At 47.6% G+C, this 24,753-nt stretch carries 17 protein-coding genes; 11 read left to right on the top strand and 6 right to left on the bottom strand.

Annotated elements, in window-relative coordinates; all coding sequences use genetic code 11:
- The first annotated feature begins 546 nt into the window (after positions 1–546).
- The 4 genes from IEW26_RS21845 to IEW26_RS21830 all read left to right on the top strand — a co-directional run bounded on the left by IEW26_RS21845 (position 547) and on the right by IEW26_RS21830 (position 7,491).
- Positions 547–1,554: a LacI family DNA-binding transcriptional regulator gene (locus IEW26_RS21845; RefSeq protein ID WP_188593866.1), complete on the top strand. Its 1,008-nt coding sequence runs from the start codon at positions 547–549 to the stop codon at positions 1,552–1,554.
- Between the two features lie 214 nt (positions 1,555–1,768).
- Complete coding sequence (locus tag IEW26_RS21840; protein ID WP_188593865.1) at positions 1,769–5,164, top strand: GH36-type glycosyl hydrolase domain-containing protein; 3,396 nt, start codon at positions 1,769–1,771, stop codon at positions 5,162–5,164.
- 240 nt (positions 5,165–5,404) lie between these two features.
- Positions 5,405–6,781 (top strand): AAA family ATPase, encoded by a 1,377-nt coding sequence (locus tag IEW26_RS21835; protein ID WP_188593864.1) that lies wholly within the window; start codon positions 5,405–5,407, stop codon positions 6,779–6,781.
- A complete protein-coding gene (locus tag IEW26_RS21830) occupies positions 6,778–7,491 on the top strand; it encodes an RloB family protein (protein ID WP_229729971.1) in 714 nt (237 codons plus the stop codon). The genes IEW26_RS21835 and IEW26_RS21830 overlap by 4 nt, the downstream gene beginning before the upstream one ends.
- Before the next feature lie 48 nt (positions 7,492–7,539).
- Here IEW26_RS21830 and IEW26_RS21825 read toward each other — a convergent pair whose 3' ends face one another.
- The gene (locus tag IEW26_RS21825; RefSeq protein ID WP_188593862.1) at positions 7,540–8,757 is read right to left on the bottom strand and encodes a methyltransferase domain-containing protein; all 1,218 of its coding nucleotides are present in this window, start codon (positions 8,755–8,757) and stop codon (positions 7,540–7,542) included.
- A 224-nt stretch (positions 8,758–8,981) separates the two neighbouring features.
- Here IEW26_RS21825 and IEW26_RS21820 point away from each other — a divergent pair, with 224 nt between their 5' ends.
- A complete protein-coding gene (locus IEW26_RS21820) occupies positions 8,982–9,479 on the top strand; it encodes a GNAT family N-acetyltransferase (protein ID WP_188593861.1) in 498 nt (165 codons plus the stop codon).
- Positions 9,480–9,538: 59 nt separating this feature from the next.
- Positions 9,539–10,327, top strand: coding sequence for an SDR family oxidoreductase (locus IEW26_RS21815; RefSeq protein ID WP_145404473.1), 789 nt, complete (start codon positions 9,539–9,541; stop codon positions 10,325–10,327).
- Positions 10,328–10,520: 193 nt separating this feature from the next.
- Here the strand turns inward: IEW26_RS21815 and IEW26_RS21810 are convergent, their stop codons facing one another.
- From IEW26_RS21810 to IEW26_RS21800, 3 genes are all read right to left on the bottom strand, one after another.
- Positions 10,521–11,468 (bottom strand): hypothetical protein, encoded by a 948-nt coding sequence (locus IEW26_RS21810; protein WP_188593860.1) that lies wholly within the window; start codon positions 11,466–11,468, stop codon positions 10,521–10,523.
- A gap of 271 nt (positions 11,469–11,739) precedes the next feature.
- The gene (locus tag IEW26_RS21805) at positions 11,740–12,288 is read right to left on the bottom strand and encodes a GNAT family N-acetyltransferase (RefSeq protein ID WP_111269012.1); all 549 of its coding nucleotides are present in this window, start codon (positions 12,286–12,288) and stop codon (positions 11,740–11,742) included.
- Positions 12,289–12,322: 34 nt separating this feature from the next.
- Complete coding sequence (locus tag IEW26_RS21800; protein WP_090924184.1) at positions 12,323–12,580, bottom strand: DUF2164 domain-containing protein; 258 nt, start codon at positions 12,578–12,580, stop codon at positions 12,323–12,325.
- 274 nt (positions 12,581–12,854) lie between these two features.
- On the opposite strand from IEW26_RS21800, the gene IEW26_RS21795 reads away from it, so the two are divergent.
- Entirely contained in the window at positions 12,855–14,621 is a 1,767-nt protein-coding gene (locus tag IEW26_RS21795) for a glutamine--tRNA ligase/YqeY domain fusion protein (protein WP_188593859.1), read from the top strand.
- A gap of 1,587 nt (positions 14,622–16,208) precedes the next feature.
- Here IEW26_RS21795 and IEW26_RS21790 read toward each other — a convergent pair.
- Entirely contained in the window at positions 16,209–17,447 is a 1,239-nt protein-coding gene (locus tag IEW26_RS21790; RefSeq protein ID WP_188593858.1) for an MFS transporter, read from the bottom strand.
- Positions 17,448–17,718: 271 nt separating this feature from the next.
- Between IEW26_RS21790 and mobA the strand changes: the two genes are divergently transcribed.
- Entirely contained in the window at positions 17,719–18,411 is a 693-nt protein-coding gene (gene mobA, locus IEW26_RS21785; RefSeq protein ID WP_188593857.1) for a molybdenum cofactor guanylyltransferase, read from the top strand.
- Here the strand turns inward: mobA and IEW26_RS21780 are convergent.
- Positions 18,378–19,352 (bottom strand): AraC family transcriptional regulator, encoded by a 975-nt coding sequence (locus tag IEW26_RS21780; protein WP_188593900.1) that lies wholly within the window; start codon positions 19,350–19,352, stop codon positions 18,378–18,380. The two genes, mobA and IEW26_RS21780, sit on opposite strands and share 34 nt — an antisense overlap.
- A gap of 294 nt (positions 19,353–19,646) precedes the next feature.
- On the opposite strand from IEW26_RS21780, the gene IEW26_RS21775 reads away from it, so the two are divergent.
- From IEW26_RS21775 to IEW26_RS21765, 3 genes are all read left to right on the top strand, one after another.
- Positions 19,647–21,653, top strand: coding sequence for a beta-galactosidase (locus IEW26_RS21775; RefSeq protein WP_188593856.1), 2,007 nt, complete (start codon positions 19,647–19,649; stop codon positions 21,651–21,653).
- 182 nt (positions 21,654–21,835) lie between these two features.
- Positions 21,836–23,626: a sensor histidine kinase gene (locus IEW26_RS21770; RefSeq protein WP_188593855.1), complete on the top strand. Its 1,791-nt coding sequence runs from the start codon at positions 21,836–21,838 to the stop codon at positions 23,624–23,626.
- Positions 23,626–24,726, top strand: a complete 1,101-nt coding sequence (locus tag IEW26_RS21765) for a response regulator transcription factor (protein WP_188593854.1) — start codon at positions 23,626–23,628, stop codon at positions 24,724–24,726. Before IEW26_RS21770 ends, IEW26_RS21765 begins: the two co-directional genes overlap by 1 nt.
- The last annotated feature ends 27 nt before the right edge of the window (positions 24,727–24,753 follow it).

The following is a 24,753-nucleotide window of genomic DNA, read 5'->3' as shown; positions in this document are numbered from 1 at the left end:
ATGATTATGTCGAAACGTTTCAATCTAGCGTTTATAGCAGATAGACTGTGTTCTTGATTTAGGAGCATAGCAGAACATGATAATGAACGAGCCTATTGCAGCGACCGTTTCTCCTGTTTATAGGCGGGTAGACTGGCATGGCAAGGTGGAATTATTTTTTTGGAAACACCTCGAAACGTTTCGATTGCAAAGGGTAAGGGAATGACTAAGGCATTGAGCAGGTATGCATGGTATTGGTGTATACGCCATACATGCTGCCTGATGCAGATATAATGAGCGGCAGACTATATAAGTTGAACTATTCATTTACACGTGAACGGAGAGGACAGAAAAAACCTGAAAAGCGAAGAGGTCGCCTGAAAGCTTTCTGCAAAAAAGCTGCATCGGAAGCATAAGCTTCGCCTTTATCACCGGATTTTTCCCTTTGGAGAAGGGAATCCAAAAAATCTGGGGATAACAGCGATTGGAAGGTTATTCTGTCATCGGAGTGGCTGTGTATTATCTTTAGTTCAACTTATATAGCAAGCAAGAAGGAGCGAACGGGGAATGGCAACGATTAAGGATGTGGCTAAGCTGGCGGGTGTAGCACTCTCGACTGCCTCTTACGCACTGAATGGGGACAGCAAGGTTAGTGCGAAAACCAAAGCGAAGGTGCTTGAGGCTGCACGGGAACTGAATTACCGTAAAAATGGCTTTGCCATGGACCTGAAGCGGAGCCGGACGAATACGATCGCACTCATCCTGACGGACCTGTCGGGGCCGTATTATTCGGAGCTGATTCGCAGTGTACAGGATGTAGCGCTGACGAACGGATACGATCTGATTGCATGCAGCTCTATGGGTGGACGGGATTCAACAGCGGTACGTTTTCTACGTGAAAAAAGAGTGGATGGTGCCATTGTGCTCGCTCATAACATTCACGATGACATTCTGATGGAATCTGCCGGAACACGCTTCCCGATCATCGTTATGGACCGCCAGCTGTCCGGTGACCATCTGGTGAACGTGCTGGTGGATGGTGAGCAGGGCGGATACCTTGCTACGCGCCACCTAATTAGAAGCGGTCACGAGAACATCGCTTATATTAGCGGGCCAGCCAACTCTTATGATAATGCGCTGCGTTATCAAGGATACCTCCGGGCCATGCGGGAAGCAGGGCTGGAGGAGAAATCCAGGTGGCGGCTGAACGGCAATTTCGTTCGCGAGGGCGGCTTCAGTGCTACCAAAACGATGATCATGCAGGGCGAGCTTCCGTCCGCTGTATTTTACGGGAATGACGAGATGGCAATCGGCGGGCTGAAGGCTTTGGCAGAGAGTGGCATCTCGGTGCCGGGAGACATTTCCGTTATAGGCTTCGATGATATTCAGCTGTCCGAATATGTTCGTCCGCCGCTGACCACGATTCGTCAGCCCAAGCAAGAGGCGGGATCACTGGCTGGACATCTGTTGTTCCAGATGCTGAATGGAGAACACGTGAATCCATCCTATACGTTAACGATTGATCTGGTGGAGCGCGAATCCGTGCGTTCACTGGAAGCCGGGTCAGCTGAATAAAGTTCACTTGGTGGGGAGGCAGTTTGGCCTAGCGTCCTTCGTGGATACATAACAGGTTAAGTGCGATCAGCATGTGAACGTGATGAGTTGCAGAATGAGGGTTATCGTTAGGACGGGGCTGCAAAGACCGGTTTAAGGGAGCCCTATTCTTTTTCAATAGTATCGAAACGTTTCGATATTTGGTGGTAAACTAATTTAAGGAGTGATAGAGAGAATGGCAACAATCATGAATGAAACGATTCGTCTGGCAGCCGGAGAAGTGACGTTTACTTTTTTAAACAGTGGAGATCTGTATCAAGCAACTTCTGGCACAACGATGCTGAATCAATTGCTGAGCAACCCGATTGACGGGTCTTTGAATAATCTGTACCTGCGTGTACATGAGGGTGGAGAGATTACTTCGTTCCCGCTGCTTGGCGTTCATTCCAACAGTCAGTTATCTAGAAGCAAATCCCATGCAGATCGGCAGCTGATCTGGAAGGGCAGCGTTCAGCCAAAGCTGGCAGCAGAAGCGATTAACTATGAGGTCATATTTACGCTTGCATCACAGGGTATCTGGTTCTGGGATGTGAAGCTTACAGGGAAGCAGCAGCGTGTTGATGTAGTGTATGGACAAGATGTCGGACTGGCTGATCCGGGTGCGGTACGCAGCAATGAAGCATATCTGTCGCAATATATTGACCACACGGTGTTTGAGGATGATGCGAAGGGGTATGTAGTATGCTCACGTCAAAACCAGCCGCAGGCAGGAGCTTTCCCTTACATGCAGCAGGGTTCCCTGACGAAAGCAGTCGGTTACTCCACGGACGGATTCCAGTTCTTTGGACTGTCTTATAAAGAAACAAATCAGCCGGAGAGCTTGAGCCGTCCTTCCCTGGCGAATGAGACGTACCAGTATGAGTTTGCTTATACGGCGTTGCAATCCGAGCTTGTGGAGCTGAACGGTGAAGCACATGTTGTATTCTACGGACTGGCGAAGCCAAACCATGCGACAGGTATTACCGCACTGGAGTATGGGGAGGAAGTTGCGGATGCATGGATTGAAGTCCAGACGCTGAACGCAGAGCCGGGTGAAGTATTGGAACAAGTGAAGCTCTCCTCATCTCTGGGTGAGCCGCTGGCTGCACTCGATCTGACGCAGGAAGAACTTGACCAGCTGTACCCTGATCGTCATCAGGAAGAGCGCAGCGGGGATCAACTGTTGTCCTTCTTTACCGAATCTTACGAGCATATTGTTTTGAAAGCCAAAGAACTGCTGGTGGAGCGCCCGCACGGACATATTCTCATGAGCGGCGGCAATGTAAAGCTGGGAGCGCAGGTTATTACGACGACATCGTATATGTACGGGATGTTCAATTCACAGCTTGTTATCGGCAACACCAACTTTAACAAAATGATCAGTAATGCCCGCAATGCTCTGAACGTGCCGAAGACAGCTGGGCAACGCATTTATGTGCAGATTGATGGACAATATCGACTGCTGACGATGCCATCCCTGTTCGAGATTGGTTTTAACTATGCTCGCTGGATTTACAAAATGGAGTCCGATACGCTTATCGTGACCAACTATACAACGACGCATGCTACAGAAGTACGCATGAATGTGCGTTCTGCAAGTGGAAAAGCCTATCGTTACCTGGTGACGAACCAGATTACGATGAACGTGAACGAGTACGAATATCCACTGCATATGACGCAGGATGGTAGGACCCTCATCTTCAAAGCTGATCCTAAATCCCTGAGTGCAGGGACATATCCAGAGCTGGAGTACCGTATGACGGTGGAAAGTGCTGTTGCACAAGCCGGGGATGAAACATTGCTTGCCAGCGGTGTTCGCAGCGGCTCTGCTTCACTCGTCACACTGAGCCTGGAGGAGAGTGCAGAATGGACGCTGAAGGTTCAGGGTGTACTGGAAGATCAGGCGGCTGAAGGTGCTGACGCAGCGGCCCAAAGTCTTTCTTTTGAAGAAGAAGTGCAGGCGTACCGTGAGTTCTTTGCAGGTGTCATGAACGGTTTCCGTTTGTCTCGCGGCGAGAGCCAGGATGCGGAAGACTTGTTCAAAGTCAACGCGCTTGCCTGGTGGTACACACACAACATGCTGGTGCACTACTCTGTACCACACGGTCTGGAGCAATATGGCGGCGCAGCATGGGGTACGCGTGATGTATGCCAAGGACCGGTGGAGTATTTCATGGCTACTCAGAAATATGAGCAGGTCCGCGATATTATCAAAATGGTCTACACGCACCAATACGAGGACGATGGCAACTGGCCGCAGTGGTTCATGTTCGACAAATACTTTGCCATTCAGCAGGAAGAAAGCCATGGCGATATTATCGTATGGCCGCTGAAGGTGTTGGCAGATTACCTGACTGCAACTCGCGATTATGCGATTTTGGAGGAAAAAGTACCTTATACAGTAAAACACAGCTTTGGATTCACAGAAGAGACAGCAACCGTACTGGAGCACGCGAAAAAAGAGATCGAATACATCCGTGCACACTTCCTGCACGACACGTTCCTGTCCTCCTACGGAGACGGAGACTGGGATGATACACTCCAGCCAGCCAATGCACAGCTCAAGCAGTACATGGTGAGCAGCTGGACGGTAGCTCTGACGTATCAATCGGTGAATGTATTGTCACAAGCATTGAAAGCTAAAGATGAAGCTTTTGCACAGGAGCTTGCTGCACTGGCAGAGGGGATCCGCGAGGACTTCAACCGTTACATGCTGGGCACGGATGTAATCCCAGGCTTCGTATATATGGAAGAAGCCGATCAAGCGAAGCTGATGCTGCATCCGACAGACACGGAGACGGGCATCCAGTACCGCCTGCTGCCGATGACACGCAGCATGATCGGTGAGCTGCTGAATGCAGAACAGGCAGAAGCACATTACGCACTCATTCGTGAGCAGTTCCTGTGTCCGGATGGCGTACGTCTGATGAACCGTCCTGCTCAATACGCAGGCGGTGTGAGCACACACTTCAAACGTGCAGAGCAAGCGTCCAACTTCGGACGTGAGATCGGTTTGCAATATGTGCACGCCCACATCCGTTACGTGGAAGCGATGGCGAAGCTCGGCAAGACGGATCAGGTATGGAATGGTCTGGCGATGATCAATCCAGTAGGTATTGGCGAGGTTGTACCTAATGCGGAGATTCGCCAAGCCAATGCATACTTCAGCAGCTCGGACGGCAAGTTTAATACACGTTACGAGGCGCAGGAGCATTTTGACCAGCTTCGCAAAGGTACAGTACAGGTGAAAGGCGGATGGAGAATCTACTCCAGCGGCCCTGGAATCTACATGAACCAGCTGATCTCGAATGCACTGGGTATTCGTCAGGAAAGCGGTAATCTGGTCATCGACCCGGTATTGCCAGCTGAGCTGGACGGCATGCAGTTTGAATTCGAATATGCAGGCGAGCCGGTAACATTCATCTATCATCTGAATGAGGGAGCAGTCAGCCGCGTGACGGTGAATGGCAAAGACATTCAAGGTGAGCGTACAGCGAACCGTTATCGCCAAGGCGGGGTACGCATCTCGCTGGATGCATTCAAGCAGGCAAGCGGCTCGACTGAGCGCACCGTTGTAGATATTTATATGTAAGGATTATACTAATTAAGTAATAAACCAAACGTAAATTGCAAATGCCTCTATTCTGAAGTTGAAATTTAGAATAGAGGCATTTTCCTGTTTAACCACCACATATTTAAGGATGGTATTACTTAAAACTTAGAATTATAATGTGATGAAGAGATTTTTTCTCATTATCTCATTATATCTCTCGTGAAAATGTATATAATAAAATGTAGGAGTCATTTATCTCCTAAAAAAGGAGTGAGTTAAATGCTAGTGCGATTTAGTGTAGAGAATTTCAAATCTTTTTTTGATAGACAAGAATTAAATATGATTCCAGCGAAAAAAGTAAAATTAAACAAAGAACATACCGTTCAATTTGGCAAAGTTTCGTTACTAAGAGCTGCCACGATTTATGGAGCAAATGCTTCAGGGAAGAGTAATTTAATCGAAGCGATGAAGTTTGCAAAATATGTGATAACAAATAAAGTACCATTACAAGCAAGTAAGATGTACTGCAGAGTTGTTCCAGAAGGGATGAGTAAGCAATCGACATTTGAATTCGAAATTTTAAAAAATAATAAATTTTATGCATATGGTTTCAGTATGAGTCTAGTGGAGCGTAAAATTATATCTGAATGGTTATATGAATTAGTTCCTGGTAAGGATATACAGCATATGCTTTTTGAGAGAGAAACTGAAATTAACCGTATAGAACTTGGCAGTCGAGTGACTTTAGATGACATTGACCTGATGAAATTCAAAACGTATACGCTGGACTTTGAGGATAATACCTCAGAATTATTTCTTAATGAAATGAACAGGAACAAAAGGTTTACTCGTGGATCGAGTCTGGAGTTTTTTAAAGATGTATTTGAGTGGTTTGACGATGATCTTGTGACCATTTTTCCAGAGCAGCCTTTTACTAATTTCGAGTATTTTTATGGGGATGATGGCATCCAAAGAATCAATAAAATTATTGATTTATTTGACACAGGTATTTCCAAAGTTAAAATCGAAGAAATTTCAGTTTCGGAGATGCAGAGCAAGCTTCCCAACAAACTTCTAGAACAAATTTTTGCTGATTTCAAAGAAAAACTTGAAAATTCAGAAAAAAATAAAAGAGCTATGATGTCACTTCGGACAAGAAATGCCTTTTATAATATTGAAGGTGTTGCAGGTGAGGAACCTGTTATTACGACAATGAAGCTGGAGCACGGGGAGAAGTCATTCAGTGATTTTGAGTTTGATGAAGAATCAGATGGAACACGACGACTATTTGATTTGCTTGATTTATTAATTAGTAATGAAAAAAACAAAGTATATGTCATTGATGAGCTGGAGCGTAGCCTTCACCCAAAATTGACGTACAAATTTATTGAACTGTTTTTTGAAGTGTTAAAAGAAAATCACACTCAGCTTATTTTCACAACGCATGAATCAACCATTATGGATCAGAATCTCTTACGAAGAGATGAAATCTGGTTCGTTGAAAGAAATAGAAATAACATATCTCATTTGTATTCCTTGGATCGTTTTAAAGAAAGATATGATAAGAAGTTAAGCAAAGCTTATTTAGACGGTCGTTATGGAGCTATACCTGTTCTAAAAAGTTACACTTTCGCAGAAGAGAGGGAAGATGTATGACTCCTTTGCGAGAGATGAGAACATGGACAACCAGGTATGACAATGAAATGGATATTGACCCTTTGCGAAGATATTATTTGATTTTTGAAGGGAAGAATACAGAAAAGCAATATTTCAGAGGAATAGACAATAATAGAAAAGAATTAGGAATTAATAATGCGATTGAGATTGTAATTTTGAGTAAAGAGGGCGAGATTCGGGATTATAGTCACCCGTCCAAGCTATTAGAATTAATTCAGAATAAGAAACAAGAACTATTGCAGTCTGGTTTATATGAGGAGGAAATTGATGAATTTGTAATTGTTTTTGACCGTGACAGTTTTGATACGAAAGAAAAATATTTGGAATTTGTTCAATCAGCTGGTGAAGATAATATATTAACAGTTACTAATCCTTGTTTTGAAATTTGGTTGATACTACATTATGAGGATGCAATTAACCACTACATCATTCCTCAGAAAGAGGATATTCTCAAGAATGAAAAAGTTAGTAGAGTGCACTCTCGGACGAGTCATATTTTCTCGGAAATTTCGGGAATGAATCCTAAAACAGCATTGAACTTCGAAAAATTAAAGATATATGTGGAAAGAGCTGTACAAGCAGAGAAGCTCTTAGAACAAGATGTGCAAGGCATGGCAGATGAAATAGGGTCAAATGTAGGGAGATTGATTGAGAAGATGAGAGAAGATCCCAGAGAGTTGTTGTTATAACAAGATAAAGACGAGAGTCTGCTTATAGTCTCGTCTTTTTAATTCGTCTTATCGTAGCGGAACTGCAAGTACTGTATGCAGCAGCTCATTATGACGGACATGCTTGGTCTCGTAGCCCAGGTGATCGAGCCGGCGGCACAACTCGTCCAGCAACGGGAAATGGCGCTCGCGTAAAGCCCGTTGCTGCTCTATATCTCGATTTGTGGCGGCGTGTTTGCTGTAAGTGTTACGATGCGCAGAATCTGTAAACATAAGGTCGGTAAGGCAAATTCTAACCGTGTCGGTGTTCTTGAGAACACGTTGCATTTCCTCCAACGCGAGCCGCTGCTGATCCGGGCCCAGATGATGGAAGGCAAAGCTCGATACCACGAAATCAAAGGAATGATCGGCAAAAGGAAGCGCCAGGAAATTACCAAGCTTCACCTGCATCTGCGGATATTTCCGGCGGCACGTTCGCAGCATTTCCCGTGACTGATCGATTCCTGTCATGACTGCACCCTGATTCAGCATTCTGCCAGCCAGATTGCCCGTTCCAGTCCCGATATCCAAGCCGGCTTCACCAGACACAGGAGAGATCCACTGCACGATTTGTTCCAGGGCTTCATCGTAATTATGGTACAGATTGAAAGGCTTGTCTGCTGTAGTGTGTACTTTGGATAAAGAAGCATTTGCAGGTGGCGTTATCTTGACTTGTCGAGTATGCATATCTGCAGCTGAAGCGGGCTGGGTCTGGACATTTATGGATGAAGGGGCAGCATGGTCTCCTGATTTAGCGCTGACATCGTTGCTGCACTCCGCCTGCACGCGCTGATCATGGATCGCTGCTTGTTTATCATAGTTCCAGCGGTCATGCCAGTTCTGCCGTGCCTCCCGCAGACGACGTGCGCTGCCTGCCAGATCATGCAGATGACTGACATCCAGCGATCCGTCCTGACGATTCAGATCAATCATTCGCTGGGTCGTATCCATCATACGTTTTAGCTCCACCCACTGTGCATACATTACCGCTTGCTGCAGCTCCAGGTATTCCTCCAGTCCCTGCTGGTTGCCTTGATCAATCTCGGCCAGCGCATGGGTGATGTCCTGTAATGACATACCAATCTCGCGCAGCGCCGCAATCGTCTGCAATCGCCATATATCATTTTCCGTATATGTACGATATCCGTTACCAGCCTGCTTGGCAGGCTGAATCAACCCTTTTTCCTCATAAAAACGAATGGCTCTTGCCGATATTCCCAATCGTGATGCGGCTTCTTTGATGTTCAAATCGCTCTACCTCCTTACCTTATGGATAATCGCTAGTCCTAGTATAAACGTTGACGTTACGTCAAGGTGAAGCATCTTATTCAGATTTGGTCAAGCACAAGCAAAATTTTAGTCCTTGCAGCGGCTATGATACAATATATACAGAATAAAGCACACGAAAAAGATAACCGAATGAGGCAAATCAAAGAGATATTTAATGAAAGTATACGAAAGGTTGAATCGGCATGCTTACCAGTCATACGTACAAGATACGGGTTTCCGAGATGAAGGATGCGAATGAACTGATGGAACTGGATATGCTGGTCTGGAATGCGTGCAACTCGCCTGCACCGATGCAGTGGCGATCCAGACAGCAGTATCTGCAATATTGTCCGCCAGGCAATCAATTGATTGCGGTTCAGGAGAACCGGGTATGCGGATATGTAGGCTTTCACCCCCCGACAGGTATGCCTGTGAACCGCCACGTATATGAGATTCATATTGCAGTTCATCCCGAGTTTCGCCGTTCCGGTGTGGCGACAGCCCTAATGAAAGCGATGAAGCAGCATGCACTGGAGCAGGGTATTCGCAAGCTCAGGCTGCGCGTGTTGTCGAGCAATCCGGGAGCAGTCGCTTTCTATGAGCAATGCGGGTTTATAACCGAGGGCAGGCTTGTATCTGAATTTCGAATCGGCGGCAAGGATGTAGATGATATTTTGATGGCTTATTTTATTCAGGCATAGATTGAGATACAGATGGTGTGTATGGGCAAGCAGAAACAGGGATAAGGGAGGAATAAACAATGGATATGGGTCTGCGTGGTAAAAAAGCACTGGTGCTGGCCTCCAGCCGAGGCCTGGGCAAAGCGGTGGCAGCACAGCTGGCACTGGAGGGTGCCGATGTGATGCTGGCCAGTCGGAGCGGGGACAAACTCGCCGCGGTCAAGGAAGAACTGCTGGCGCTTGGTGGTGGCGGTCGCGTGGAGTATGTCGCAACCGACGTCACCCGCAAGGAGGATATCGCAGCACTTATTCAGACGACAGCAGAGCAGTTTGGTCAGATCGACATTCTGGTGAACAATTCAGGCGGCCCGCCGTCGGGTTCGTTTGAATCGCTGACAGACGAGGACTGGGAGCAGGCATTTGAATTGAATATGCTGAGTTATGTCCGGCTGATTCGAGGTGTGCTTCCGCATATGAAAACAAACGGAGGTCATATCGTCAACATTGCCTCTACTTCGGTCAAGCAGCCGATTCCGGGTCTGATTTTATCGAATACGTTCCGTACCGGGGTGTTCGGTCTTGCCAAAACGCTCTCTCAAGAGCTTGCTCCTTATGGAATCTTGATCAACACCGTTGCCCCCGGGCGCATTGCGACAGATCGTATTCGCGAGTTGGATTCAGCTAGAGCAGAACAGAACGGGGTTAGTGAAGAGGATATCGCCGAGCAGTTCCGCAAAGAAATTCCACTGGGACGTTACGGTGAGCCGGAGGAATTTGCCAAAGCAGTGCTTTTCCTGTTGTCCGGGGCCAATACGTACATTACAGGCGCTTCGCTGATTGTAGATGGCGGCATGGTACGGGCTCTCTAAAGAATGGCTCATGTAGTTCAGATGAAATAAAAAGTCCCTCCTTCACCGCTTCAGACAGCGTGAGAAGGAGGGACTTGACATGCATTTTAAATGTCAATAAGAATGCAGTACAGATAGTTAATCCAGCACGATTCTTAATGAGCAACGGTGTAACACGCCTAAAATGCATAAAATTTATTGTAATGAGATGACATCAGGCAGGATCATTGCCCGTTTCAGACGTGACAGTGGATTGATCGGTTTTGTCTTTCTGCGGCCCAGCTTTGACTGGGGAGCCGGAACTATCTTTTGAACGAGAACCATGGCGATGCTCCGGTCCACCTGATGGCCGAGTGCCGTTGACCAGATCTGTAATCCGTTGGGTTAAGTCAGCTACCCGCTCATCGTATTGAGCCTGTGTAATTTTCCCGTCCTTCAACTCTTGTTGCAGATCAGAGGCTCTGTCGGTTACCAACTGATTAATAAGGGTTTGCACGTTCACCTTTTGGGTAGATGCAATCTCTGCAAGGGTATCTCCATTTTTAAGTGATGACGTTAGTTCATTAGTGGTTACACTCAGCAGTGATGCGAGCTTGTCCAGGTTGCGATCTACTTCAGGCCCCAATCCCCGTCCAGGTAAGCCAAGCCCAGGCGCCGCATGTTCAGGTTTTTTCGCGCGTAACGCGGAAGGCTTTTCTTTTACCATTTCACTGATACGCTCCGTAATAGATGCTAAACGTTCATCATACTGTGTTTGAGTAATATTGGAATTGGCAAGTTGTTTTTGCAATTCCTCTTTCTCCGCAGCAACAAGTGTATCAATGAGGGTCTGAGTCTCCACCTTTTGAGCGGCTGCAATTTCAGCAAGTGACTGGTCTACCTGCAGGGCTTCTTTTAATTCATCCTTGGTTAAGCCAAGCACAGACAGAGCTTCTTCGGCATGAGGGCCGAAGAAAGGCCCAAGTCCTCTCTCGGCTTTGCCAGTCGGTTTTAATGTATGGGAACCAATCGGTGCATTGCTTTTGTTCTGGAGTGCATCGGATGCCTTCGCCGCAGGGTCTGCATGAACCGCAGCAGTTGCCAGCAAGCTACCGCCAAGTGCAATCGTGAGAGCTAAAGCGCTGGTGACCTTTACTGTCTTTGATGTTGTACTTCTCTTCATCCGTGATCATCCTTCTTCCTTGGTTTAGTGTGTGGTTACAGAACCACAACGCTATCTTAGGTGCGAAGCATGAAATTTAGATTAAGACAACCTTAGGTTGAAGTAAAATATGGTTTCATAACCACAATAACCCCTCATCTGTGGAAAAGAATGTAAACGCCACAGGTGAGAGGTTATAGATACGTTGGGTGATGTTATGAATGATGTTAAACGATGCCATGGAGCTTTTCTATCGTATCTGATTGTGGATGTGCATTATGTAAGGCCTGGTTTATCGCAAAAGTTCCCATTCATGCTGCAACATGCCGTACACCGCGTGATTCACATAACCCTTGGGCAGCTTCTCGACCTGTCGAATGACACCTTCAAGCACAAAGCCGAGTCGTTCGGGAATAGCACGGCTGCGTTTGTTGTTGGTGGCGCAGCGAATCTCGACCCGGTTCAGGTCAAGCGTGACGAGTGCGTAATCCACCAGAACACGGCAGGCGCTGGTCATCAAGCCTTGGCCTTCAAAACCTTTGCCAAGCCAATACCCGATGCTCACCGAGCGGTTCGTCCAGTTGATTTCGTGGAAGCCGATGATGCCTGCAAGCTCTCCTTTTAACCAGATACCGGCTGTGAGACCGCCGTTCTCCGCAGTTTGTTTTAACGCGCCTGTAATAAATTTCGATGTATGTTCAATCTCGGTCACCTGGTCCACCCATGGCAGCCAATGCCTGAGCTGATCCCGGGAACGGTCCGTCAGTTCAAACAGCGGTTTGGTGTGCTCCATCAGAAGCGGGCGAAGCTCCGTATATTCATCAAGTGAATAGGTAAACATGATTGCAACCTTCTTTCTTCATATAATAGGTAGATTAACGGGGAGGTCTGGGCAGCTTGCGCTCCAGTGCAAACAGATCTTCCTCCATGGAGGCCATGCGCTGGTTTACCGTTGTGCGTGCGTCACTGAGTGCCTGATTATATATGTAGGGAGCAAGCTGTGTCATAAACAGGTCGAGCACACCCCATGCTGCCAGATCGCCCAATTCTTCGCCGCGTTCCTCTTCAAAATACGACTGGATCGTGCGAATGGCCTCATCCTGCTGTTCTTTGGTCAGTTTTAGCGCGTTCACTTGGGAAACCCTCCCTTGAATTTGGTTTTACTAACATGCTACATGATTCGTGCGAACTCGTCAAAATGGTATTAGGCCTAACTTCAGCGGAGGTATGTGTATCTTGATCCTGATTTTGGTGCTGTTATTTATTGAACTCCTTCCCCGTTAAAGGTATATTTAAATGAAACGCGTACGAAACTTTCCATGAAAGAAGATGTTTTCAGGAAATGGCTTCGTCATTAAGGAATTTCAACCGGAATTGCTGTTTTTATTTGCAAGCTCCAATCCATTCATGAAAGGTTTGATACCCGTGGACAATCGTTTCACAACCCCACCTAACTTTATTAAAAATATCATTACCGAAGACCTCCGGTCGGGCAAAGTCCAGGAAGTTATTACCCGTTTTCCACCGGAACCGAACGGTTATCTGCATATTGGTCATGCGAAGGCGATCTGGATCAACTTCACGCTGGGCGGCGAGTTTGGCGGCAAGACAAATCTGCGCTTTGATGACACCAACCCGGTGAAGGAAGACGTGGAGTACGTGAACTCCATCCAGGAAGACGTAAAATGGCTCGGATACGAGTGGAACGAGAAACGTTTTGCCTCGGATTATTTCGATGAGATGTACAACCGTGCGGTTCTGCTTATTCAAAAAGGTAAAGCCTACGTCGACGACCAAAGCGCCGACGAAATCCGTCAAATGCGCGGAACGCTGACCGAGCCGGGCAAAAACAGCCCATACCGCGAGCGTTCGGTGGAAGAGAATCTCGATCTGTTCACACGCATGCGTGCAGGTGAATTCAAGAACGGTGAAAAGGTGCTGCGTGCCAAAATTGATATGGCTTCGCCTAACATCAACCTGCGTGATCCGGTGATCTACCGTATCTCTCACGCACATCACCATAACACGGGTGACAAATGGTGCATCTATCCGATGTATGCATTTGCACATCCGCTCGAAGATGCCATTGAAGGCGTGACTCACTCCTTATGCTCCCTGGAGTTTGAGGATCAACGTCCATTCTATGATTGGGTCATCGCCGAGTGTGAGATGGAAAGTCAGCCGCGTCAATATGAGTTTGGCCGCCTGAACCTGTCCCAGATGGTAACGAGCAAACGCAAGCTGAAGCTGCTTGTGGATGAAGGTCATGTGGATGGCTGGGATGATCCGCGTATGCCAACGATCTCGGGTCTTCGACGCCGGGGATATACACCGGAAGCGATTCGTGATTTTGTATTCGAGACAGGTATTTCCAAAAGCCAAGGTGTAATCGATCTGCAAACGCTGGAGCACTTTGTTCGCGAGGATCTGAAGCTGAAAGCTCCACGTACGATGGCTGTGCTGCACCCGCTCAAAGTAGTTATTACCAACTACCCTGAGGGACAAGTGGAATGGCTGGAAGCCGAGAATAACGTGGAAAATCCGGAGATGGGCAACCGTCAAATTCCGTTCTCCCGCGAGATTTATATTGAACAAGACGACTTTATGGAAAATCCGCCGAACAAATATTTCCGTTTGTTCCCTGGGAACGAAGTTCGTCTGAAGCATGCTTACTTCATTAAATGTAATGACGTGATCAAGGATGCGGACGGTAATGTCGTTGAGATTCATTGCACATACGACGTCGAAACGAAGAGCGGCAGTGGCTTTACAGGACGTAAAGTGAAAGGCACGATCCACTGGGTAGAAGCGACTCAAGCTGTACCAGCGGAGTTCCGTCTGTACGAGCCGTTGATTTCGGCAGAAGCACCAGAAGCGGAGGCCGAAGTAGTAGCTGCTGTAGCAGGGGCTGAGATTGAGGCGGATGTGACTGGAGCTGGCGCAGAGACTGTCGAGCAGCCGGAGAAAACGTTCCTGGATCAGCTGAACCCGAACTCTCTGGAGATCGTTCATGGCTTCGTGGAGCAAGAGATGAAAGAAGCGAAACCACAGGACAAGTTCCAATTTTTCCGTCACGGTTATTTCAGTGTTGATCCAAAGCACTCCGAGCCAGGCCGCCCGGTATTCAACCGGGTTGTATCGCTCAAAAGCTCATTCCAATTGCCAAAGGCATAAGGCAAGGGCAGCTGAAGGCTAAGAAGAAGATGGAACAGAGCGGAGAAGTGTATAAGCGTAAAAGAGTAAAGATGTAAAAATGTAAAAACGTGAAAGCTTGAAAATGCAGAAGCGTAAAATGTTAATCGCGAAACCTTGAAACGCGTAGCAGCGTTAAAAGTGTAAGTGACATAACCCGGTATAAGCATTAAAAGTATAACTGCGTAAGCTGTAGAAGGTTCTTCGGCAGCATATAAAAATGGGGCGTTCCATTGTCATCATCATGACGGAACGCCTTTTTTTCATGATATATTGTCAAAAGCACCGCGGCTTTTAACTAGTTATTTGCTGTCCATCTCGTGATCACGCTAGTTCAACCTTCGAGTGGTCGTTCATTGTCACCATCTTAAAGCGATGCTGCAGTCTAGCCTCCATCATCCCATTATAACGATCCAGTTAGCTCGGAAATCACGTATTAGGTAGCTGCTGTACATATCTCGTTTCGTTAGCTTTTAGAATAACCCATTCATGCCGCACAAACCTCTCCGTATCCACCGTCCTTAACAATCACCATCAACCAAGTCTATATGCCAAATACCTATACATTAAGTAACTATCTATTTAGCTATATGCCAACTAATTAACAACGAAGCGACTATACAAACAACAATACAAACGACAATATAAACAACAATACAAACGACAATATAAACAACAATATAAACAACAATATAAACAACAAACTATTGCAACCAAGCAAAAGTACAACCAACCACCTACACAGCAAAAGTGCCTATACAATCAACAAACTGTACAACCTAACGAATGTACAATCAACAACTTACGTCAGCACGCCGGAAGCTCATCATTCTCTTTGTAAAACATTCTAACGAATCCAGGGAACGCTATTCCTCTGTTTTTTAGCTTTTCAAAATTCTAACGATTCGTAGGAAGCTTATTTCCTCAAAAAGTGGGATTCTCAAGCATTTTTCGTGAGCATGTGGGGAAATAAGGCCTGTGGAAATCGTTAGAGTGTGGAACGGCTGAAAAACACGTAAATAAGGCTTCTGGGAATCGTTAGCCGCGGAGCTGGTGGGAAGCATTAGTGTGGAGTGGCTAGTCTCCAAAGACTGGTGTATAAAATTAGTGTTAAGTGTGCTGATCCCTCAAAATGGTGCGTGGTATCGGTAAGAAGTAGGCTTGTTTCCCAACCTGGTGCATAATATCAGCGAGAAGTAGGCTTGTTTCCCAACCTGGTGCATAATATCAGCGAGAAGTAGGCTTGTTCCCCAACCTGGTGCATAATATCAGCGAGAAGTAGGCTTGTTCCCCAAACTGGTGCTTAACATCGGCGAGAAGTAAGCTCGTCCCCAAAAAACTGGCGCATAAAATCGATGTGGAGTAAACTAGCCCCTCAAAATGATGTATAACATGGTTGCCATATAGTCTGCTCCTCCCAACCTGCCGATCCCCGCAAAACGAATACGCGGTATCGGTGGGAAGGGGGATCGTTACCGTAGAATTAGTGTGAACAGAAGGTGCTTTTGTCATCGGAACGCTGCAATAAAACGTTAGACTGGCTTGCATTTTTCCCACTGCAACCTACGATTATCTGTCCTCATCCATATTGCCCATTTCCGTCAGCACCGTAGGTTGATATCCGTTATGGCGGTTCCACAGCCACATGATGCCGAAGCCAAATGCGCCGATAAGTGAGAAGAATACACCAATGTTGTACATCACCTCGGCCCCGAAGCTCTGAAAGAGCCAGCCGCCGAAGAAGCCGGCAATAACGCCGGAAAGGCCGCCCCAGGCCATCGTATACACCGCTTGTCCGGAGGAGCGATAGGGACGTGGAATAAACAACATGGTCAGCTGTGTGCCCACATAGAAATAACCACCAAAGGTGACCGAGTGCATGAGCTGAATAAACACAACCTCCATCGGGCTCGAAGCCAGCGCCATAAGCTGCCAACGCAAAGCAAACAGTAGACTGATCAGAATGAGAGAGCCCAGCAGCATGCTCATTTTGCGTTTAAGCAGTCGATCCAGCAGCAGGAATACACCGACTTCCAGAATGGAGGATGTGAAGATCGCCCAGCCGACCATCTGCTTGTCGCCGCCCATCTCTACAATATAAAGCGACATAAAGGTGCTGTTCATGGCATTCGGGACCGAGACGAGCACACCAAGACCGATAAAGGCCATAAAATGCGGATTAAACATGACCTTGCCAAATCGTCTTAACGTAACAATCGGCGTATCGGAGGCAACAGGCTGCCTTGGAAGAACTACCGAGAACATAAACGCAGCACCAATCATACAAGCAAAAATAACAGACACACTGCCTACGCCATAACGGTCGATGACTGGTCCGGCAGCGACTGCGGTCAAAGCCCAGCCCAGTGAACCCCAGAGCCGGAAGGTGCCAAACTTCTGTCCTGTGCCGTCAATATATCCGAGAATCAGGCTGTTGGTTTGAGCGAATAATGGACTTTGGAAAAAATAAAAAAATATCATCGCGACATAAATCCACATATATGTAGGCGCATAAAATACCCCTTGTGCGAGCACAAAGGTGCCTGCCATCATAATCATCAGCACGATTCGAATATTACGTGATTTATCACTCCAGAAGCCCCAGAACGGGTTGGCAAACAGAGAGACAAACGGACCGATTGCCATCAGGCTGCCAATCTCCAGTTTGGTCATGCCAATCTCTTGAAGATACAGCCCCAGGAATCCGGCGAAGATGGAAATGGCTCCATAGATGAAAAAATTATATAGTTTCAGTGAGGCCAGCGAGGATGTGCCTCTCACAGGTGCAGATCTGTCCAATTGAGCCATTCCTTTCCGAATCGAATCATATTGTTCACTGTATCATTTGTTGAAAGGGGATTCAACGGTATAGAATATAGGCATTATCGATTGATCCACCCAAACGAAGCCGGGCCCGGCCCATGTGCAGGTGTAACAGATTCATGTGTGGCTTGTAATGAAAACTCCTGATGAAAATGATAACTTGAATGTTAGGTATGACTCATATGCTATTCACAGCTTGACTCATTGTGAGAGTCATAGTCCTTAGTCCTGCAGGAAAGAGGTGATCCCGTTATCTATGATCAATGAAAATGAACAGTTGACAGGCATTATATTGGCAGGCGGGCATTCCAGCCGAATGGGCACCCATAAAGCACTGCTTGAGCTGAACGGCTCAACTGTACTGACGCATATTGTGGAGGCAATAAGACCCGCCGTTTCCCGGATTGTTGTGGCAGCAGGTCCCTACGAAGCGTTGTACCGGGCCACGGAAAAAGGCGCAAACAGAGCCGCAAACAGAGCCATGGACCACCGCGAAGGTTTGGAATTTGTACAGGATCGATATCCCGGGAAAGGGCCTCTCGCGGGACTCCATGCGGCGTTAGCTGCATCCCATACAGCGTGGAATCTGGTCAGTGCCTGCGATATGCCGCTCCTGCAAACCTCGTTATTCAATGGTATGAAGAGGCTTGCAGCCGATTATCCAGCAAGCAATGCTATTGTTCCGCGTGTAGAGGGCCGAATTCATCCGCTTGCCGGGGCATATCACAGAAGGATACTGCCTGAGCTGGAGCAGCGCCTGATTCATGACCAGCTGCGTGTGGTCCGCTGGCTGGAAGAGATCGGCTGCCAGTATGTTGAAACCAATGAACTGGAGCAAGCGGGTGTTCAGCAGCCTGCGCTGCAATTGAGCAATATGAATACCCCGGAGCAATTGCAGCATATACGCCTTCATCTTCAGAATTCAGATGGCTCTTCCTCAGGGGAGTGAGACACCCGTTCATGATGTTGCCCGGCATGCTGATTGCGATAAAGCAGGGGGCTCTGACCCGTCCAGCGTTTGAACTGTCTGCTGAAATGTGACAAATGAGTATAACCGAGCTTTAAGGCGATCTCTCCGAGAGACAGGTCAGGCTGCTCGATGAGCATTTTGGCTTCCTGCAGCTTCAGATTTGACAGGTATGCTCGCGGTGAAATGCCAAATACCTTGCGAAATACCTGCAAGCCATATCCTGGACTGATGCCAAACGAAGCAATGATCTGCTCTACTCTAACCAAGGCTACATTGCCGTCCCTCATTCGAAGCTGGGCGTGAAAAGCCTGTTTGATCGCCTCGGCGATAGCTCCTGCATAATGCATGGCTGTTGGAGCTGGCGCCTGCGCAGAAGCAACAGAGATAACGGACTCGGGAGCATGGTCTGCTGCTTGAGACAGCAACGCAAACAGCTCAAACATGCGAGCCTGCATCAGCAATTTATCGGTGGAAGAATACGCCTCCGCCGTATTAATCATGCCCATCCAGCTTTCCAGAACAGCTCGTATTTTCATATTATCTCCTGTACCCGCTGGATAGATTCTGCTGCGCTGGGACATGAGCTTTAAGGTAAACACCGGATCATCTACATTGAAGTGTGCGCTAAAATACGTCATGCCCTCCGCAGACATACAGCGATTTGTATGTCTGAACCCGGGCGGAATAAGAAGAATGGAGCCTTCCTCCACCATATAAGTGTATCCGTGAATCACGCTTTCCTGCGTACCCTGGATGATCAGAATAATCTCAAAGCCTGGATGTGTCTCCTCGGGCATTGTCCAACCGCAAGGTACCTCTTGGCTGTGAGCACCATAAAATTTGATGTTGCAGTCAATGATCGGGAGCCAGTGCGCCAGTGTGTGGTACGGCATCTCTCGAAGCTGCGAACGGATATCCATAACATTCACCTCGGAAAAGGGTAAAAAATACTCGCCTTGTGCCATCGGCACTATGCATGTACTTCATTATAATCAGTTTAACGCTGACTTCCTAATCATGAAGCAGTTCGCAGTGTAATGAACAGGTAATGTACAGAAAACACACCTATACCGGCAATAATGTAAACGCTACCACTAAGGGTGGGAATATGTCAACTTACCTAAAACCAACAACGTTATATAAGCTGAATAACTCATTTACACAGGAACAGAGAGGACAGAGAAAATCTGAAGCAGTGAAAAGGAGACATCATTATGGACAAATTATTATACGGCGTAGCCTACTATGATGAATATATGCCCTACGAAAGATTGGACAAGGATATTCAGATGATGAAAGACGCTGGCATCAATGTGGTGCGGATTGCGGAATCAACCTGGAGTACACATGAGCCGCAGAACGGCGTATTTGATTTCACCTCGGTGGACCGAGTGCTGGATGCCATGCATGCAGCGGGGCTTCACGTTATTGTGGGAACCCCGACATATGCCGTTCCGACATGGATGGTCAAGGAGCACCCTGACGTTCTGGCAACCACCGTGCAGGGTCCCGGAAAATATGGTGCAAGACAAATTATGGATATTACAAACCCTACGTATCTGTTTTATGCAGAGCGCATCATTCGCAAGCTAATCTCTCGGGTGAGCAAACATCCGGCAGTGATTGGATATCAGACAGATAACGAAACGAAGCATTACAACACGGCGGGGGACAATGTACAGCTGCAATTTGTGAAATATATGCGGAACAAGTTCAGTTCACTGGATGAGTTGAATAAAGAGTTTGGACTGGATTATTGGAGTAACCGGATTAACAGCTGGGAGGACTTCCCTTCCGTAGTAGGCACGATTAACGGCAGCCTTGGAGCGGAGTTTGCGAAGTTCCAGCGGCAGCTGGTCACAAACTTTCTGGCATGGCAGGTCGGTATTGTGAATGAGTACAAACAGGAAGGACAGTTTGTTACCCAGAACTTTGACTTTGAATGGCGTGGATATTCGTACGGCATTCAGGGGGATGTGGATCATTTTGCGGCATCCCGACCTTTTGACATCACCAGTGTGGATATTTATCATCCTTCCCAGGACGAGCTGACGGGCATTGAAATTTCGTTCGGGGGAGATGTGGCGCGTTCCACCAAACAGTCCAATTATCTTGTTCTGGAGACCGAAGCGCAGGCATTCTGGCACTGGGTACCTTACCCGGGACAGCTTCGATTGCAGGCATTCAGTCATCTGGCTTCCGGGGCTAACATGGTGGCCTACTGGCATTGGCACTCGCTGCACAACTCGTTTGAGACGTATTGGAAAGGTCTGCTGAGCCACGATTTTGAACCGAATCCGGTGTATAACGAAGCGAAGACGATTGGCCGCGATTTTGCCCGCCTGAGTCCAAAGCTTGTCAACCTGAAGAAGACGAATCGTGTTGCTGTGCTGTTTAGCAATGAGGCGTTGACGTCCATCAAGTGGTTTGGCTTCAACTTCACCAGTGACAAAAATTATAACGACGTTGTGCGCTGGATGTATGATGAGCTCTATAAAATGAACATTGGCTGTGACCTCATTGACCCTTCCGTGGAAAGCTATGAGGGTTATGATGTGCTTGTGGTGCCGGCCCTGTATGCAGCTTCGGACGCACTTCTGGAAAAATTGAATCAATTCGTGCAGGGTGGCGGACATATCGTTTACTCGTTCAAAAGCGGTTTTGCTAATGAGCACATTAAAGTGCGCTCGACACGTCAGCCGGGACTGATCAGCGAGGCATGCGGTATCAGCTATAACCTGTTTGTCGAGCCGAAGCATGTTGCGCTGCGGGATGATCCGTTTGGCGTAGGTGAGGAGCATAATCAGGTGCATACCTGGATGGAGCTGATCACACCGACGACTGCGGAGGTGCTCGCGTGGTATGATCATCCGCACTGGGGAGAATATGCCGCAATCACGCAAAACAGCTATGGCAAAGGCAAAGCGACATATGTCGGCTGTTATACTAGCGCTGCCGTCATTCGCAAGGTGCTGGAGCGTGTGATGAAGGAAGCAGGGGTGTGGGGAGCAGATCAGGAGCTTGCTTTTCCGCTCATTGTCAAGACAGGTGTGAATGATCTGGGACATACCATCCGTTATTACTTCAACTATTCGGATGAGCCAGTTTCCTTCAATAATCCGCACGGAGCAGGGACAGAGCTGTTATCTGGAGATTCGGTGGCGGCAGATCAGAAGCTTGAGCTGGAGCGGTGGGGTGTATGCATTATCGAGCAGAACTAGGGGATAATAAATAGCTACTCTCCAGGTTATTCTGTCATCGGAGTGGACTGTGTAAAAACTTTATTTAATATAAATAGATTTTAAAAATTGCTTTTATTTTCCGAAAAGAATAACAAGACCATAGCGCCTTCAGCTTTGATGCTGGGGCGTTTGTGTTATTTTAGCTCAGGAGTGGATGCACTGTGTTTAAAGAACTATACCGCAGGTTGACCGATCCCTTCAAGCGCAGCATTCGCAATAAACTGATACTCACAATGACATTGGTTGCTGTGCTGCCGGTCATCGTCATCACTGCTGTCGCTGCCGAGAATGCACGTTCCTCTATGGAAGCCGAGATCAAGGATACGAACCGGGTGAACATGAACTGGGCCTCGGTTTATCTGGGAGAGCAGTTTACCCGCATGAATAATATTATTTATTCCATTCAGATTAGCGATGAGTTGCATCAGTATCTTGCTCTCACTCAGGAGGCGCCTGCCTTCAGCCGTTTTGATGAACAGAAGGCCGTGTTCAATATGCTCAACAGTGTATACTATTCTGCTGGCAATTATGTATTCGGGGTGGAATTATACCTGAAGGAGCAGGACACGCTGTTCACCTTCAATTCTATGGATTACCGTATTCAGAGAGTGACGGATATCCCGGAAGCATATCAAGAGCTTTTTACAGAGCACAGGGATTTTACCATCAGGAATGATCCTAAGGATTCGTCCAAATTTCATATGACCCGCAGCATGAATCGTTTTGAGGATCAGGCCCAGATCGGAGCGATCAGTCTGGAGATCAAATGGGCCGAGTTCAATCAGACGCTGGAGCTGCTCGATAGCAGGGGGGATTATACCGTATATATCGGAGATAACCTGGGACATCCGATATATCAGCCAAACCCGTCCATTCAGCCATCGGATGAGGCTTTGAAGCTGCTGGCGGAAACGAAGGATAATGCTGGGTTTATACGTACAGCCAAGGAATATATTTTTTATCACGATATTGAGCCGTCTGGGCTGCGTGTGATCAAAATTGTACCGGATCATGTCATTAACGAGAGTGCGCTGGAAACGATGAAATATGGACTTGTTGTGGGCGGCATGGCTGCCGTGGTATCTGTCGCTTTGGCAGCGCTGGTCGCATGGCGTACCTCCAAACCGATCGTCAGGCTGGCGAACGCCATGAAGGGTATCCAGCTCATCAAGGATCGCAAGGTGGAGCGCAGCGGCAGGGTGGATGAGATTGGCCTGCTGGAGAAAAACCTGCACGGTATGGCAAGCCGTATCCGGGAACATATTCGGGACAACTATATGATGAACCTGGAGAAACAGACCGCTGAACTCAAAGCACTGCAATCCCAGATACACCCCCATTTTTTGCAAAATACACTGCAGATGATCGGCGGCATGGTTTATTCGCAGAAGCCGGCTGACAGCTATAAGGTCATTCGCGCTTTGAGCGAGATGTTCCGTTACATTGTGCGGGCACCCGACGGTCTTGTGCCGCTGCAATCGGAGCTGGACCAGCTTGAGCATTATATGCTGATTCAGAAGCAGCGTTTTGCGAGCCGGCTTGAATACAAGCTGGAGATTCACGGAGAGATTCGAGAGTGTTATATACCCAAGCTGTCGCTGCAGCCTATTGTGGAGAATGCATTTCTGCATGGGCTGGAGAACAAACCGGGGGAGTGGAAATTGGGCATTGAAGTCGATGCTGATCCGGAGGGTGTCGTGACCATTCAAATCTGTGATAATGGTGTGGGGATTGAGCCTGAGAAGCTAACCGAGATGCAGTCCAGACTGGAGCGCATCAAGCGGCAAACCGATCGGGTCTGGAGCTCAGGCACAAGCATTGGGCTGCTGAATGCAGCGTCACGGATGGTGATGCATTTTGGAGCGGATTACGGTATTCGTATGGAGAGTGAATATGGACAGGGGACCAGAGTGATTGTACGTATCCCCTGCAAAACAGGAGGCGATTCCTAGTGAATAAGGAGTTATATAAAGTGCTGCTGGTGGACGATGAGCCGTGGAATCGGGATATTCTACGTAACCTTGGAGAATGGGACGAGCTGGGCATAAGTGTTTGTGGCGAAGCAGAGGACGGAGAGCAGGCCATCCAGATGGTGAAGGAGCATCAGCCTCAGCTCATAATTACGGATATGCGCATGCCCGGGGCAGACGGTGTAGCCTTGTTACAACTACTCAGCAGTCAGTATCCCGAGATTAAGGTTATTGTGGTGAGCGGGTATGACGATTTTAATTATGCCAAAAATGCGCTGCGGTATCGTGCAGCAGATTATCTGCTCAAGCCGGTAAATCCGGAAGAACTGAATGCTGCGTTAGCCAAATGCACGCGCGAACTGGCCAACGCAGCCTCGGCACCGGATGCCTGGGAAGCCTATCCGGCTTCCTTTGCGGCCGAGTTCTCTCTGTTCCAGCAGCAGGCACGTCTGCGCTTTAACGATCTGAATCTGCCAAGCCTGCGCGAATGGTTTCAGCAGCTGGAGCAGAAGCTGGAGCGAAGTGAGCTTCGCAGACCCCGCCAGCTTGGACGGGTTGCCTATGAGCTGCAAAATCTGTTGAATGAGCTGTGTATATCCAATGGACTGTCGGATCGGCTGGAGGAGGCAGCCATTCCGCCAGCAGCAGCGCTCACATCCATCCGGGAGACAGTAGAATGGATCACCAAGGCGTATGAGCAAGCACTGGAGCAATTAATTGCACAGCGCAAATATAAGAACAAGCTGAACCTGGAAGAAGTAAAGCAGTACATGGAGCAGCACTGCATGGAGATGATCACACTGGAGCAGCTTGCCCAGATCTTCTTTGTCAGCAAAGAATATTTGAGCAAAGCATTCAAGAAAGAGTATGACGTCAACGTGACCGATTATGTGGTGCAGCTTCGAATGACCAAAGCGAGAGAATGGGTGATGGATGAGCAGATTCCCTTCAAACATATCGCGGAGATGACAGGATATGAGGATGTGTCGTATTTTTATCGGGTGTTCAAAAAGCATTTTGGTGTGTCGCCTGGAGAGATGCGCAAAGGTCAGCATAAGGAGTTTAATCCATCCCCCGAATGATTATTCGGGGGATTATGATTGGATTAA

The organism is Paenibacillus silvae (genome assembly GCF_014639235.1).
Classification (GTDB): domain Bacteria; phylum Bacillota; class Bacilli; order Paenibacillales; family Paenibacillaceae; genus Paenibacillus; species Paenibacillus silvae.
The sequence above is the reverse complement of the archived record's forward strand: the minus strand, read 5'-3'. Positions and strand labels throughout refer to the sequence as shown.

What these genes read in the sequence shown, in the direction of transcription:
- IEW26_RS21790 (WP_188593858.1), bottom strand. Translation starts at nt 17,447, where the DNA reads ATGGCTCAATTGGACAGATCTGCACCTGTGAGAGGCACATCCTCGCTG.
- IEW26_RS21820 (WP_188593861.1), top strand. Translation starts at nt 8,982, where the DNA reads ATGCTTACCAGTCATACGTACAAGATACGGGTTTCCGAGATGAAGGAT.
- IEW26_RS21775 (WP_188593856.1), top strand. Translation starts at nt 19,647, where the DNA reads ATGGACAAATTATTATACGGCGTAGCCTACTATGATGAATATATGCCC.
- IEW26_RS21795 (WP_188593859.1), top strand. Translation starts at nt 12,855, where the DNA reads ATGAAAGGTTTGATACCCGTGGACAATCGTTTCACAACCCCACCTAAC.
- IEW26_RS21845 (WP_188593866.1), top strand. Translation starts at nt 547, where the DNA reads ATGGCAACGATTAAGGATGTGGCTAAGCTGGCGGGTGTAGCACTCTCG.
- IEW26_RS21780 (WP_188593900.1), bottom strand. Translation starts at nt 19,352, where the DNA reads ATGGATATCCGTTCGCAGCTTCGAGAGATGCCGTACCACACACTGGCG.
- IEW26_RS21815 (WP_145404473.1), top strand. Translation starts at nt 9,539, where the DNA reads ATGGATATGGGTCTGCGTGGTAAAAAAGCACTGGTGCTGGCCTCCAGC.
- IEW26_RS21810 (WP_188593860.1), bottom strand. Translation starts at nt 11,468, where the DNA reads ATGAAGAGAAGTACAACATCAAAGACAGTAAAGGTCACCAGCGCTTTA.
- IEW26_RS21830 (WP_229729971.1), top strand. Translation starts at nt 6,778, where the DNA reads ATGACTCCTTTGCGAGAGATGAGAACATGGACAACCAGGTATGACAAT.
- IEW26_RS21805 (WP_111269012.1), bottom strand. Translation starts at nt 12,288, where the DNA reads ATGTTTACCTATTCACTTGATGAATATACGGAGCTTCGCCCGCTTCTG.
- mobA (WP_188593857.1), top strand. Translation starts at nt 17,719, where the DNA reads ATGATCAATGAAAATGAACAGTTGACAGGCATTATATTGGCAGGCGGG.
- IEW26_RS21840 (WP_188593865.1), top strand. Translation starts at nt 1,769, where the DNA reads ATGGCAACAATCATGAATGAAACGATTCGTCTGGCAGCCGGAGAAGTG.
- IEW26_RS21835 (WP_188593864.1), top strand. Translation starts at nt 5,405, where the DNA reads ATGCTAGTGCGATTTAGTGTAGAGAATTTCAAATCTTTTTTTGATAGA.